The organism is Pseudonocardia ammonioxydans (genome assembly GCF_900115005.1).
GTDB classification, from domain to species: Bacteria; Actinomycetota; Actinomycetes; order Mycobacteriales; family Pseudonocardiaceae; genus Pseudonocardia; species Pseudonocardia ammonioxydans.
The window spans coordinates 25,635-39,003 of the sequence record NZ_FOUY01000020.1; the positions used below are offsets into that span (position 1 = coordinate 25,635).

14 protein-coding genes are annotated in these 13,369 nt (G+C 75.2%); 6 read left to right on the forward strand and 8 right to left on the reverse strand.

The window, feature by feature from the left end; all coding sequences use genetic code 11:
* Positions 1 to 27: 27 nt before the first annotated feature.
* On the forward strand, positions 28 to 429 hold the full coding sequence (locus BM093_RS19135) for a VOC family protein (protein ID WP_093345996.1): 402 nt from the start codon (positions 28 to 30) through the stop codon (positions 427 to 429).
* 43 nt (positions 430 to 472) lie between these two features.
* Here the strand turns inward: BM093_RS19135 and BM093_RS19140 are convergent, their stop codons facing one another.
* The 8 genes from BM093_RS19140 to BM093_RS38205 form a co-directional block, all read right to left on the reverse strand.
* On the reverse strand, positions 473 to 655 hold the full coding sequence (locus BM093_RS19140; protein ID WP_093346000.1) for a hypothetical protein: 183 nt from the start codon (positions 653 to 655) through the stop codon (positions 473 to 475).
* Between the two features lie 112 nt (positions 656 to 767).
* Positions 768 to 2,396, reverse strand: a complete 1,629-nt coding sequence (locus BM093_RS19145) for a dipeptide ABC transporter ATP-binding protein (RefSeq protein ID WP_218162832.1) — start codon at positions 2,394 to 2,396, stop codon at positions 768 to 770.
* Positions 2,393 to 3,328, reverse strand: a complete 936-nt coding sequence (locus BM093_RS19150) for an ABC transporter permease (protein WP_093346006.1) — start codon at positions 3,326 to 3,328, stop codon at positions 2,393 to 2,395. Before BM093_RS19150 ends, BM093_RS19145 begins: the two co-directional genes overlap by 4 nt.
* Positions 3,325 to 4,272: an ABC transporter permease gene (locus BM093_RS19155; RefSeq protein WP_342743022.1), complete on the reverse strand. Its 948-nt coding sequence runs from the start codon at positions 4,270 to 4,272 to the stop codon at positions 3,325 to 3,327. Before BM093_RS19155 ends, BM093_RS19150 begins: the two co-directional genes overlap by 4 nt.
* Positions 4,273 to 4,330: 58 nt before the next feature.
* Positions 4,331 to 5,950, reverse strand: a complete 1,620-nt coding sequence (locus tag BM093_RS19160) for an ABC transporter substrate-binding protein (protein ID WP_245773640.1) — start codon at positions 5,948 to 5,950, stop codon at positions 4,331 to 4,333.
* Positions 5,947 to 7,326, reverse strand: coding sequence for an NtaA/DmoA family FMN-dependent monooxygenase (locus tag BM093_RS19165; protein WP_093346009.1), 1,380 nt, complete (start codon positions 7,324 to 7,326; stop codon positions 5,947 to 5,949). Before BM093_RS19165 ends, BM093_RS19160 begins: the two co-directional genes overlap by 4 nt.
* Positions 7,323 to 8,552 carry an LLM class flavin-dependent oxidoreductase gene (locus BM093_RS19170; protein WP_093346013.1) on the reverse strand — a complete coding sequence of 410 codons (1,230 nt, stop codon included), beginning with the start codon at positions 8,550 to 8,552 and terminating at the stop codon, positions 7,323 to 7,325. The genes BM093_RS19165 and BM093_RS19170 overlap by 4 nt, the downstream gene beginning before the upstream one ends.
* A gap of 151 nt (positions 8,553 to 8,703) precedes the next feature.
* A complete protein-coding gene (locus tag BM093_RS38205) occupies positions 8,704 to 8,802 on the reverse strand; it encodes a putative leader peptide (protein WP_342743023.1) in 99 nt (32 codons plus the stop codon).
* Positions 8,803 to 9,117: 315 nt separating this feature from the next.
* On the opposite strand from BM093_RS38205, the gene BM093_RS38370 reads away from it, so the two are divergent.
* The 5 genes from BM093_RS38370 to BM093_RS37420 all read left to right on the forward strand — a co-directional run bounded on the left by BM093_RS38370 (position 9,118) and on the right by BM093_RS37420 (position 13,366).
* Positions 9,118 to 9,204: a putative leader peptide gene (locus tag BM093_RS38370; protein ID WP_425439180.1), complete on the forward strand. Its 87-nt coding sequence runs from the start codon at positions 9,118 to 9,120 to the stop codon at positions 9,202 to 9,204.
* Between the two features lie 174 nt (positions 9,205 to 9,378).
* Positions 9,379 to 10,224, forward strand: coding sequence for an ABC transporter permease (locus BM093_RS19175; RefSeq protein ID WP_093346017.1), 846 nt, complete (start codon positions 9,379 to 9,381; stop codon positions 10,222 to 10,224).
* Positions 10,197 to 10,910: an ABC transporter ATP-binding protein gene (locus BM093_RS19180; RefSeq protein WP_093346020.1), complete on the forward strand. Its 714-nt coding sequence runs from the start codon at positions 10,197 to 10,199 to the stop codon at positions 10,908 to 10,910. Before BM093_RS19175 ends, BM093_RS19180 begins: the two co-directional genes overlap by 28 nt.
* 15 nt (positions 10,911 to 10,925) lie before the next feature.
* A complete protein-coding gene (locus BM093_RS19185) occupies positions 10,926 to 12,044 on the forward strand; it encodes an LLM class flavin-dependent oxidoreductase (protein ID WP_093346023.1) in 1,119 nt (372 codons plus the stop codon).
* Complete coding sequence (locus BM093_RS37420; RefSeq protein ID WP_093346027.1) at positions 12,041 to 13,366, forward strand: Rrf2 family transcriptional regulator; 1,326 nt, start codon at positions 12,041 to 12,043, stop codon at positions 13,364 to 13,366. The genes BM093_RS19185 and BM093_RS37420 overlap by 4 nt, the downstream gene beginning before the upstream one ends.
* Positions 13,367 to 13,369: the final 3 nt, after the last annotated feature.

The window sequence follows — 13,369 nt, forward strand, 5'->3', positions numbered from 1 at the left end:
GCACGCGAGGAGCAAGGGAGCTTCCCAGTGGCTTTCCCCGGACTGCAGCACGTCGCGCTGACCGTCAGCGACCTCGAGCGCAGCACGACGTGGTACGCGGCCCTGTTCGGCGCCGATCCGGTCCTCGACGAGGACGAGGACGGTGGCCGCTTTCACCACACGGTGTTCGCCCTCGACGGCGGCATGCTGTTCGGCCTGCACACCCATCAGGGGCGCGAGTCCCGCGACCGGTTCGACGAGCAGCGCACCGGGCTCGACCACGTCAGCTTCGCCGCCGGCTCGCACGCCGAGCTGGAGCAGTGGGCGAGGAAGCTGACCGAGCTGGGCATCGAGCACGACGGCATCAAGAAGTCCCACTACGGCAGCGGGATCTCCTTCCGCGACCCGGACGGCATCGCGCTGGAGTTCTTCGCCTTCCCGGAGAGCTGAGATCCACCCGCGGGCCCGGCGTGTGCCGGGCCCGCGGGCCGGCTCAGGCCGCCGGCGTCCGGCGGCGCAGCGCGGTACGCGCCACCGCCAGGTGCTGGGCGACCTCGGCGGTGATCAGCTCGACGTGCAGCCCCTCGGAGTCCTCGGTCCGGAGGGCGCGATGGCGCCGGACGAGGTCCTCGAGGCCGTCGAGCAGCCGGGTACCGGGATCGGTGGGACCGGTCATGGTGCTCTCCCGTGGTCACAGGGTCGATGGACGGGAACGGGTCACGGCCGACAGAGTGACGCGTGCGTGAGCCCGTGGTCGACGACACGCCGCCGGGACAGGACGGTGCGGGTCATGTCACCACTCCCGCCCGTCTACCGGCGACCGCAGCGAGCAGCTCTCTGGTGTGGTCGTCCCGCGGGTCGGTGAACAGCTCCGCGGTCGGCCGCAGCTCACGCAGCCGACCGTCCCGCAGGACGCCGGTACGGTGCGCGACCCGGCGGACGACGGCCAGGTCGTGCGAGATGAACACATACGACAGGCCGTCGCGGTCCTGCAGCTCGGCGAGCAGCTCCAGCACCCGGGCCTGCACCGACACGTCGAGCGCGGACACCGGCTCGTCGCAGACCACCAGGTCCGGGGACAGCGCGAGTGCGCGGGCGATCGCGACCCGCTGCCGCTGCCCGCCGGAGAGCTCCGCCGGCCGCCGGTCCAGCACCGACGACGGCAGCGCCACCCGGTCGAGGAGCTCCGCGGCCCGGGCGTCGCGCTCGCGGGCGGTGCCGACGGAGAACGCGCGCAGCGGCTCGGTGACGACCTCGCGGATCCGGAACCGCGGGTCCAGCGACGCGTACGGGTTCTGGTAGATCAGCTGGGCCCGTCGGCGCAGCCGCCGCCACGCCTCCCCGCGGACCGCCGTGACGTCCTCGCCGCCGATCAGCACCTGCCCGGAGGTGGGGTCCTCCAGGCGCAGCAGCAGCCGGGCCGTCGTCGACTTGCCCGATCCGGACTCGCCGACCAGGGCGAGCGTCTCGCCGCGGGCGACGGTGAACGACACCCCGTCCACGGCGCGGTGGGTGCCACGGGTCCATTCTCCCCGGGCCCGGGGCAGCGGGAAGTCCTTCACCAGGTCCCGCACCTCGGCGACCGGCGTGCCGGAACCGTCGACGGCGGGCCGGTCCCGCGGTGCGGTCACGGCGAGCCCGGGCGCGGCGTCGAGGAGCTCGCGGGTGTAGGGGTCGCGGGCACCGGCGAGCAGCTCGGCGGGTGTGCCCTGCTCGACGACCCGCCCGTGCCGCAGGACGACGACCCGGTCGGCCCGGTCGGTGGCGACCGCCAGGTCGTGGGTGATCAGCAGCAGCGCGGTGCCGAGCTCGCGGCGCAGCGTGTCGAGGTGGTCGAGGATCCGGCGGGCGACGGTGGCGTCGAGCGCGCTGGTCGGCTCGTCGGCGATCACCAGCGCCGGGCCGGCGGCGATCGCGATCGCGATGAGCACCCGCTGGCGCATCCCGCCGGACAGCTCGTGCGGGTACTGCCCGGCCCGGGTCCCCGGGTCCGGCAGCCCGGCCTGCTCCAGCAACTCCACGGCGCGGGCGGGCGCCGAGCGCCGGTCGGCGAGCCCGTGCGTGCGCAGCACCTCGCCGACCTGGGTGCCGATCTTCTGCACCGGGTTGAGCCCGACGCCGGGGTCCTGCGGCACGAGCCCGATCCGGGCCCCGCGCACGGTGCGCAGTGCCCGTCCGGACAGCCCGGTCAGCTCGGTGCCGTCGAGCACGGCGCTACCGCCGGTGACGCTCCCGCCCTCGGGCAGCAGCCCGATCACGGCCTGGGCGAGGGTCGACTTGCCCGACCCGGACTCGCCGACCAGGGCCACGACCTCCCCCGGCGCGACGTCGAGGTCGACCCCGCGCACGGCCTGCACCGGCCCGCCGGTCCCGCGGTAGCTCACCGCCAGGTCCCGCACCGTCAGCAGCGCGCTCACACCGACCGCCCCCACTCGCCGTCCAGGGCACGGGAGATGCGGTTGACCGACAGCACGGTCGCCGCGATCACCAGGCCGGGCATCGCGCAGATCCACCAGGCCACGGCCAGGTAGTTGCGGCCGTCGGCGACCAGCGAGCCCCACTCCGACGCGGGCGGCGGGGCGCCGTAGCCGAGGAACGACAGGGCGGACACGGCGAGGATCGCCAGCCCGAACTCGAGCACGGCGAGCGCGGTGACCGGCCCGGCGGCGTTCGGCAGGACGTGCCGCCACAGCGTGGTGAGCCGGCGGGTGCCGACCGCGCGGGCGGCCTCGACGTAGAGCGAGCGGCGCACCCGCAGCGTCTCGGCCCGCGTCACCCGCGCGAAGCTCGCCACCCCGGCGATGCCGACCGCGATCGCCACCTTCACCGTCCCGAAGCCGAGCGCGGTGATCAGCGCCAGCGACAGCAGGATCGCCGGGATCGCGAGCAGCACGTCGACCCCGCGCATCAGGAGCTCGTCCAGCCGGCCGCCGGCGTACCCGGCCGCGAGCCCGACCAGCCCGCCCACGACGAGCGCGACGGCCACCGCGAGCACGGTGGCCTGCAGCGACAGCGCCGCACCGTGCACCACCCGGGTCCACACGTCGCGGCCGAGGTGGTCGGTGCCGAACCAGTGGCCCGGGCCGGGCGGCAGCATCCGCTGCGCGGTGTCCCCGACGGCCGGGTCGCCCGGTGCGAGCAGCGCCGGGACGAACGCGGCGGTCAGCACCAGCACGACGACCACGACGGCGGCCACCAGCCCGGGACGGCGGCGCAGGAACCGGCCGAGCCGGGCGCCACCACCGGACCGCCCGGCCCGGCGCGGCCCCTCGCGGCCGGCCGAGCCGGTACCGGCCGGGTCGGGTGGAGTGCGGTCGCGCAGCTCCGGTGGCGGGTGCAGCGTGGTCATCGGGCACCTCCGGAGACGGTGATCCGCGGGTCGAGCAGCGGGTAGGCGAGGTCGACGAGCAGGTTGACCACGACGAACGCCAGCGCGGCGAACAGCACGACCCCCTGCACGACCGGGATGTCCTGCACCCCGACCGAGGCGACGGTGAGCCGTCCCAGCCCGGGCCGGGTGAAGACGGTCTCGACGACCACCGACCCGGCCACCAGGTTCCCGACGACAGTGCCCAGGACCGTCAGCGCGGGCAGGGTGGCGGTGCCCAGCGCGTGCCGCAGCAGTACCGCCGCCTCCCCGACTCCCTTGGCCCGGGCGGTGGTCACGAACGGCGACTGCAGCGAACGGGTGAGGCTCGCGGCGAGCACCTGGGCGATCAGCGCGCCGGTCGGGAGCCCGAGCGCGATCGCGGGCAGGACCAGCGACCCCGGCCCGCGGGCCCCGACCGCGGGCAGCCAGCCGAGCCGGAAGGAGAACAGCTGCACCAGCATCAGCCCGACCCAGAACACCGGCAGCGACACTGCGAGCGAGGGCACCGCCCCCAGCGCCTGGCGCAGCCACGCGTGGCGGCTACCGGTGGCGGCCAGTGCGACCGCCGTGCCACCGGTGACCGCGACCAGCAGGCCGGCGCCGGCGATCTGCAGGGTGGGCGGGAGCGCGGCGCCGATCGCGGACCGCACGGGCTCGCCGGTCGCGAACGAGATGCCCAGGTCGCCCTGCAGCGCAGCCCACAGCTTGGTGCCGTACTGCACGATCAGCGGCTGGTCCAGGCCGTAGCGGGCACGCAGCGCGTCCAGCTCGGCCGGGCTCGGCTGCTCACCGTCCCCGGCGGCGGCCATCGTCGCCACCGGGTCGCCGGGCAGCAGGTAGAGCACGACGAACGAGACCGTCCACGCCGCCCACAGCACGGCGACCGCCAGGCCCAGGCGGCGCAGCAGGTACGGCAGGCTCACCGGTCCACCACCCTCACTCCGGCTTCCCTCACTCCGGCTTCCCTCACTCCGGCTTCCCTCACTCCGACTTCCAGGCGTCGTGCAGCTGGATCCGCGACGACGCGTCGAAGGCGACGTCGTGCGCCGTGGGCCCGACCCCGAGGACCGTGGTCAGCTCGACCACCGGGATCTGGTGGTGTCCCGCGGCGAGCAACCGCTGGGCCTCGCCGGCCTGCCGCGTCCGCTCGGCGGGGTCGACGGCGGCGGCCTGGGCGACGAGCGCGTCGTCGAGCGGGCCGCCGGCCGGGAACCGGTAGAAGTTGTTCCCGCCGGACCAGTAGCTCGAGCGCAGGATGTCCGGGTCGGCGCGGGTGAGGTTCGCCCAGAGCGCGACGAAGTCGCCCTTCTGCTGGATCACCGCGGTCTCCGAGATCTGCCGTTCGACGAGCTGCAGATCGACACCGATCCGGCGCAGCTGCTGCTGCACCAGTTCCAGCGCCGGCTTGGTGGTCGCGATGTTCTGCGCGAAGTTCAGCGGCACGGTGAGCCGCTGCCCGCCCTTCGCCCGGATCCCGTCCGGCCCGGGCAGCCAGCCCGCGGCGTCCAGCACGGCGGTGGCGCGGGCCGGGTCGTGGCCGAGGTGCCCGGTCTGGTCGGCGTGGGACGGGGTGGTCGACGCCAGCGCGCTGGTCGCCGGCCGGGTCTGCGAGGGATACACCGCGGCCACGAGCTCGTCGCGGTCGATGCCGCGCGCGAGGGCCTCGCGCACCGCGGGGTCCGCACCGAGCGGGGTGTCGTGGTTGAACGTGATCCCGAACGGGATGCCGGGGTTGGCCCGGGCCGGCAGCTCGGCGCCCGCGGCGATGAGCGGGGCCTCGTCCTGCTGGCCGACCGAGGCGATGGCGTCGATCTCGCCGGCCTGCAGGCTGCCCGCCCGCACCCCGGACTCGGGGACCACGCGGAACTCGGCGCGGTCGAGGTACGCCTCGCCGGGGTGGGTGAACAGCGCCGAACCCCAGTCGTAGCCGGGCCGCTTCGCGAGCACGGTGACGTCGTCGGTGACGTAGCGTTCCAGGGTGAACGGCCCGGAGCCGATCACCCCGGCGCAGCGCTCGTCATCGGAGGCCGCGGCGCTGTCCGGGGACAGCAGCCCGAGGCTGTGGGTCGAGGTGCCCTGCAGGAACTGCACGTTGGGCTCGTCGAACCGGACGGTGAACTCGGTCGGCCCGGCGACGTCGGTGCCGGCATATCCGGCCAGATAGCCCTTGGGCAGGCTCCCCCGGGCGCCGAGCTCCGGCACCCGGTCGAAGTTCGCCTTCACCGCCGCCGCGTCGACCGGGACTCCGTCGGAGAACGTCGCACCGGGGCGCAGGGTGAACGTCCACGCCGTCGCGTCGGCGTTCGACGACCACGAGGTGGCCAGCCAGGGCACGATCTCGCCGGTGTCCGGGTCCTGGTCGGTCAGCGAGTCGACGACCTGGCGCAGCGCGTAGATCGAGTCGTTGCTCGTCACCTGCTGCGGGTCGGCGCAGCCCTGGTCGGAGGAGACGGCGACGACGAGCGTGCCGCCCGGGCGGGGCGGCCCGGCGTCGGCCTGCGCCCCGCCGGCCCCGGAGCCGCAGGCGGTCAGGGTCAGGGCGGTCGCTGCGAGGAGCACGGCGCCGCGCCCCGCGGGCAGGAACCGCAGCAGCCTGCTCACGACGCCACCGCCGGCCGGCGCCGCTGCCCGAACCGGGACGGGTGCGCCAGGCCGAGGTTCTCGCGCAGCGTCCCGCCGCCGTAGTCGTTCCGGAACACCCCGCGCTCCTGCAGGATCGGCACGACCCGGTCGACGACCTCGTCCAACCCGGACGGGCTGACGTGCGAGCCGAGGATGAACCCGTCGCAGGCGTCGGCCTGCACATAGCGGTCGATCTCGTCGGCGACGCGCTCGGGGGTCCCGACGAACACGGCCCGGTCGAACACGTGCTTGACCGTCTCCCGCAGCGACCAGCCGCGGTTGCCCGCCAGCTCGCGCCAGGCGGCGACGGTGGCGTGCGCGTCCTGGGTCAGCGGCGCCCGGCCTTCGATCCACTTCGGAGCGTCGGGGGTCGGGTCGACATCGGGCAGCGGACCGTCCGGGTCGAACGCCGACAGGTCCCGGTTCCACACCATCTCGGCGAGCACAATCGCCGTCCACGGGTCGACCTGCCGGTCGTGGATGTCGGCGTGCCGCTCGCGGGCCTCGTCCTCGGTGTCACCGAGCACGACGCCGGCGCTGGGCAGGATCCGGACCTCGTCCGGGTTGCGGCCGGCGGCGCGGACCCGGGCCTTGACGTCGTCGTGGAAGGCGCGGGCCTCCTCGAAGCGCTGGTAACGGGAGAAGATCGCGTCCGAGTGCGCGGCGGCGAAGTCGCGCCCGGCCGGGGACTCCCCGGCCTGCAGGATCACCGGGTGCCCCTGCGGGCTGCGCGGGACGCTGAACCGCCCGGCGATGTCGAACTGGTGGCCCGAGACGGCGAAGTCGCCGACGTGGCCGTCGCGCAGGAACCGTCCCGACGCCGGATCGGCCACGACCGCATCCGACCCCCACGAGTCCCAGAGCGCCCGCACCGCGGTCAGGGTCTCCCCGGCCCGCTCGTAGCGCTGGTGGTGGCCGAGGAAGCCACCGCGGCGGAAGTTCTCCCCGGTCGGGACGTCCGAGCTGGTGACGACGTTCCAGGCGGCCCGCCCGCCGGAGAGCGTGTCGAGGGTGGCGAACTTGCGAGCCAGCTCGTAGGGCTCGTTGAACGTCGAGTTGATCGTCCCGGCGAGTCCGATGTGCTCGGTGACGGCGGCGAGCGCGGCGAGCACGGTGAACGTGTCCGGGCGGCCCACGACATCCTGGTCGAAGACCTCCCCGCCGCGGGTGCGCAGGCGCAGCCCCTCCGCCAGGAAGAGCAGGTCGAGCTTCCCGCGCTCGGCGGTGCGCGCCCAGTGCTCGAACGACTCCCAGGCGATGTGGCTGCCGGAGGCGGGGTCGCTCCAGACGGTGTCGTGGTTGACGCCCGGGAAGTAGGCGCCCAGCACGATCTGCTTCCGGTCGGTCCTGCTCATGCGGTGGCTCCGGTGGGGGTCGGGGCGGGGACGAGCGCGGGGTCGGCTCCTGCGGCGTAGCGGCTGGCCGGGCGGGGCAGCCCGAAGCGTTCGCGCAGGGTGGTCTCGGTGTAGCCGGTGCGGAACGCGCCGCGGCGCTGCAGCTCGGGGACCAGGCCGTCGACGATCGCGTCGAGGTCGGTGGGCAGCACGGCGGGGCGCAGCCGGTACCCGTCGAGGCCGGCTCCGCGCCAGGCGAGCAGCGTGTCGGCGAGTCCGGACGGTGTGGTCGCGAGGACAGCGGCGTCGCTGGAGAGCGGGTCGCGGGCGTCGAGCCGCGCCAGCCGGTCCCGCGCCTCGGCATCGGTGTCGCCCAGGACGACGACCAGATCACCGAGGATGCGCAGCGGCGGTGCGGTGCGCCCGGCAGCCCGCTCGGCGGTGCGGACCTGGGTGACGATGCGGGCGGCGTCGTCGGCGTCGTGCGGGGTGGTGAACACGACGTCGCCGACCCGGGCCGCCAGCAGCGACGGCGCGTACCCGTGCGCGAGCGAGGTGACCAGCGGCTGGCCCTGCGGCGGCCGGGGCACGATCGACGGGCCGCGGACGGAGAAGTAGCGGCCCTCGAAGTCGACGTGGTGCAGCGCGTCCCGGTCGACGAACCGGCCGGTGGCCGCGTCCCGGATCTCTGCGCCGTCCTCCCAGGAGTCCCAGAGCCTGCGCACGACCTCGACCGCGTCCGTGGCCTCGCCGAACAGCTCGGCGACCAGCGCGCGCCCTCGCGCGGTGTCCAGCTCGGAGCGCCGGACGCCGGGAATCACGCGGCGTCCGACGTGCGCCGCCTCGTCCGCGCGGATCGAGGTCTGGACCCGCCAGCCGGCCCGGCCGTGCGAGTCGTGGTCCAGCGTGGACAGCGCCGAGGCCACGTGGAACGGCTCGGTGTGCGTGGTGGTGACGGTCGGGACCAGCCCGATCCGCGACGTCAGCGGGGCCAGGAACGCCGCGACCAGGGACGCGTCGAACCGGCCCTGCACGCGGTCGGTGCGGCGCTGCGATCCGGTGAGGTGGTCGCCGGACTGCAGACCGAACGCGTCCTCGATGGTGAGCAGGTCGAGCAGCCCGCGCTCGGCGGTGTGCGCCAGGTCGGCCCAGTAGCGGGCGCCGAACAGCTCACCGGGCCGGGCACCGGGCTCACGCCAGGCCGCGGGGTGCCAGCCGGCACCGTCGAGGGCCACCGCGAGGTGCAACGACGAGGGCGCTGTCCGATCCTGTGTGGATTGGTCGTTTGGAGACACGAGGGGTCGCTTCCTTCACGCCGGGGCGTGGGACGAGAGGGGGCCGCGACGACCGGACGGTCCGTCGCGCGAACGCGACCGGAGGTCGCGCGGGATGCTCGGGTCAGGCCGGACAGGCCGCGCCGGCGACCCGCAGCAGATCCACATGACGCCGGTAGCGCGGGTGGTGCGCGGCGCGCACCTGCTCCCCCGTCGACCGCATGACTCCTCCATCGTCCCCGGCGGGAGCACCCGCACCCGCGTACTGCGGGGGGTTGCTGCGGCGTCGTCGAACCGGGTCTCTCGGCCGCTCCGGATGGTGCGTCACCGACTGTACGGAGATCGGGCAGGCTTCTGTCAACCCGTCGGGGCGCTCCGTGACCCGCGCCGCGCTCCCCGTCCCGAGCAGCAGGAACGCGACACCGCCGGACGCCCCCGCTGTCCGGACACCCGCTCCGGGGTCCACCGGCCGGGACAGTGAGGGCAATCCCAACACCGAGGGTTGGGTTTCCGGCCCGGTGCGGCTAGCGTCATCGTCATGACCGGGACCACGCTGCTGACGACGCGGGGGCACATCGACCTCCAGCGGGTCGCGTCGGCGCTGTGTCCGGGCTCTCCGCGGTAGCCGCAGCACCGCCCACCCGCCCCGCGCTCTCGCGGGTGCTCCACCGGACGCGCACCACCGATGCGCTCCGCCGTCCACCCCGCACCGCACCGCCGTCCACACCGCGCGCACCTCCGGTCCGCTGTGGACGGTCACGGTGCCGGTTCGTCCTGTCCACCCTCGCAGGGAGCCCCCATGACCACGACCAGCGAGCGGGCCCGCGCCCAGGCGCCGCCCGCCGTCGAGACACTCCGGACCGTCCGCGAGCGCGGCCCGGACCGGGTACCGCGCTGGCTGGTGAAGACGGCGTCGCCGGTCGTGCTCGTCGCGCTGTGGCAGGTGCTCTCGAGCACCGGCCTGCTGCCGCGCGACGTGCTCGCCTCGCCCGCCACGGTCCTCACCACCGCCGCGGACATGTGGGCCGAGGGGACGGTGCAGAGCGCCGTCGGCGTCTCCCTGTTGCGCGTCGTGGCCGGGATCGCGATCGGGCTGGTCACCGCCGTCGTGCTCGCCACCCTGTCGGGCCTGTTCCGCCGGGGCGAGGACGTGATCGACGCCCCGGTCCAGATGCTGCGCACGGTGCCGGTGATCGGCCTGATCCCGCTGCTGATCATCTGGTTCGGCATCGGCGAGGAACCGAAGATCGTCCTGATCGCGCTGGCGGTGACCTTCCCGCTCTACATGAACCTCTTCGGCGGCATCCGCAACGTCGACGCCACGCTGGTCGAGGCGGCCCGCACCCTCGGGCTCGGCTGGTTCGGCCAGGTCCGGCACGTGATCCTCCCGTCGGCGATGCCCCAGTTCCTGGTCGGGCTGCGCTACTCGCTCGGCACGGCGTGGCTGGCGCTCGTCTTCGGCGAGACGATCAACGCGACCTCGGGCATCGGCTACGAGATGAACACCGCGCGGGAGTTCTTCCAGACCGACGTGATCGTCGTGTGCCTCGCACTCTACGCACTGCTCGGCCTGCTCGGTGACGGCATCGTGCGACTGCTGGAGAGGGGGTTCCTGTCATGGCGACCGGCGTTCAGCGGGCGGTGAACCCCGTCTCGGTCCGCGGCCTCAGCCGCCGCTTCGGCGACCGCACCGTGCTCTCCGATCTCGACCTCGACATCGAGCCGGGCCAGTTCGTGGCGCTGCTCGGTGCGTCCGGCTGCGGCAAGTCGACGCTGCTGCGGATCCTCGCCGACCTCGACCACGACGTGACCGGCGAGGTCACCGTCGCGCGGCGGCGCGCGGTCGGCTTCCAGGCGCCGCGGCTGCTGCCGTGGCGGAAGGTGTGGCGCAACGTCGTCATGGGCCTCCCGGGCCGGCCCGACCGGGCCCGGGCCGAGGCGGCGCTGGAGGAGGTCGGCCTGTCGCACCGCAGCGACGTGTGGCCGAAGGTGCTCTCCGGTGGCGAGGCGCAGCGCGCCGCGCTGGCCCGGGCCCTGGTCCGCGAACCCGACCTGCTGCTGCTCGACGAGCCGTTCTCCGCGCTCGACGCGCTCACCCGGATCACCGCCCGCGGGCTGGTCGACGAGCTGTGGCAGCGGCACGGCTGCGCGGTGCTGCTGGTGACCCACGACGTCGAGGAGGCGCTCGTGCTCGCCGACCGCGTCCTGGTCATGGACGGCGGGCGCATCGCCCACGACGCCCCCGTCGACCTGGACCGCCCGCGCGAGGTCACCGATCCCGACTTCCAGCACCTGCGCGCCGAGCTGCTCGGCCGCCTGGGTGTGCACTGACACCGAGGAGCAACGATGCCCGTCGAGTTCATCGGCATGATCGGGACCCAGGAGGTCTCCGAGATCCGCCCGGCCACCGGCCCGGTGATCGACCGCAGCACCGTGCGCCGGTTCGTCACCGCCCACGAGGCCGCCGGTTTCGACAAGGTCCTGGTCGGACACTCGTCGTCCACACCGGACGGCCTGCAGGTCGCGGCGTACGGCGCCGCGCACTCCGAGCGGCTCGGGTTCCTGGTCGCGCACCGGCCGGGGTTCACCGCGCCCACGCTGGCCGCCCGCCAGTACGCGACCCTGGACCACTTCTCGGGCGGCGGCCGGGTCGCGATGCACGTCATCTCCGGCGGCAGCGACACCGACCAGCGCCGCGACGGCGACTGGCTGGACAAGGAGCAGCGCTACACCCGCACCGACGAGTACCTGTCGGTGCTGCGCCGGGCCTGGGCCGCCCCGGAGGCCTTCGACCACCACGGCGAGCACTACCGGGTCGCGGGCGTCCGCCAGGAGATCCGCCCGCTCGCGCCGATCCCGGTCTACTTCGGCGGGTCCTCGGACGCCGCCTACCGGGTCGGCGGCCGGCACGCGGACGTGTTCGCGCTGTGGGGCGAGCCGCTCGCCGGAACCCGCGAGCAGATCACCCGCGTGCACGACGCCGCCCGGGCCGCCGGGCGCAGCGAGCTGCCGCGGATCAGCGTGTCGTTCCGCCCGATCCTCGCCGACACCGAGGAGCAGGCCTGGGCCCGGGCCCACGCGATCCGCGACCGGATCGTCGCCGCGAAGGGCGGCCACGGGTCCTTCACCGGCACCCGGATGCGGGAGGCCGGTGCGCCGGCCAACGTCGGCTCGCAGCGGCTGCTCGCCGCCGCGGAGGCCGGCGAGGTGCACGACCGCTGCCTGTGGACCGCGACCGCCGCCGCCTCCGGTGCGGCCGGGAACTCCACGGCGCTGGTCGGCACCCCGGACACGGTCGCCGCGGCGCTGGCCGACTACGTCGACATCGGCGTCACGACGCTGCTGATCCGGGGGTACGACCCGATCGCCGACGCCGAGCGGTACGGCCGGGAGCTGCTGCCCGCGGTGCGCGCCGAGCTGGCCCGCCGCGGCACGGCGGCCGTTGCGGCGGGGGTGCCGGCATGAGCGCCCCCGCTCCCGCCGCACCGACGGTCTGGACTCCGGAGGGCACCTCGCGCGGCACCGTCGTGGTGCTGCCCGGACGGGGCGAGCACCCCGGGGTCTACGCCCGGCTGGGGCGGCGCCTGTCCTTCGACGGCTGGACCGTCTCGGTGCCGGACCTCGCCGGGCCGGGGCCGGCCGGGCCGGTCGCAGCCGCCCTCGGCACGGGCGGGACACGTCCGACCGGACCGGGCCCCGACGGACCCACCGCGATCGACGGTCCCGGCCCGGCGGGGGATCTCCCTGCCCCGGCGGGCGGAGGTCCGGCCCCCGCTGCCGACACCCCGGTTCCGGCAGCCGGCACCCCCGGCGGAGCCGGGCCCGTCACCGGCGTGACCGACCCGGCCGCCGCCGCGGTGAACTCGGCCCTCGACGACGCGACCGGTGCCCGGGTGCTGCTCGGCTCGGACACCGGGGCGCTGCGTGTGCTCGACCTCGTCGCGTCGGGGTCGGTGCGGGCCGATGCGGTGGTGCTGGCCGGGCTCCCGGCAGGCGACGCCCCGACCGGGCCCGCTCCCGGCGACCACGTCGCGGAGCTCGACGCGCGCACCGCCTGCCCGATCCACCGCGGCGTGCTCGAGGCGGACCCCGACTTCCGCTGGGGCGAGCTCGCCGACCCGGTCCCCGCTCCCCCGGGCCCCGCACTCCCGGACACACTGCCCGACCTGCCGGTGCTGTGGCTGCACGGCGACGCCGACCCGATCGCCCCGGTCGCGGCGGTGCGCGCGCTGGCCCGCGGCACCGACGACCTCGCCGTCGTCGCCGACGGGGTGCACGACGTGCTCAACGACCAGTTCCACCGGATCGTCGCCGCCCGGCTGGTGCAGTTCCTGGAGCGGGTGGCCAAGGGCGCCCGGTTCGTCGAACCGGCCCCGGCTGCACCGGCCTCCGGGCGCCGCGCCGCGCCGCTGCAGGTCTCGGCCCGGCTCGACCACGCCATGCGCGGGCTCGCCGAGCTGGTCGCCTCCGGCGACGGGCCGGTGACCTGCGAGGCGATCTCCCGCGCGCGTGGGGTCCCGCTGAACTCGCTGGTCAACGTCATGTTGCAGCTGCGCCGCGCCGGGCTGGTGACCAGCCGTCGCGGCTGCGAGGGCGGCTACCGGCTGGCCCGCCCGGCCGCGGAGATCACCGTCGCCGACGTCGTCCGCGCCACCGAGGGGTCGCTGGCCGCGGTCCGCGACACCGGACCGGCCGCTCCGCTGTGGGCCGACCTCGAGCGGACCGTCGCCGACTTCCTCACCACCCGCACCCTGACCGCGCTCACCACGGAGGCCCCGACACCGTGACCG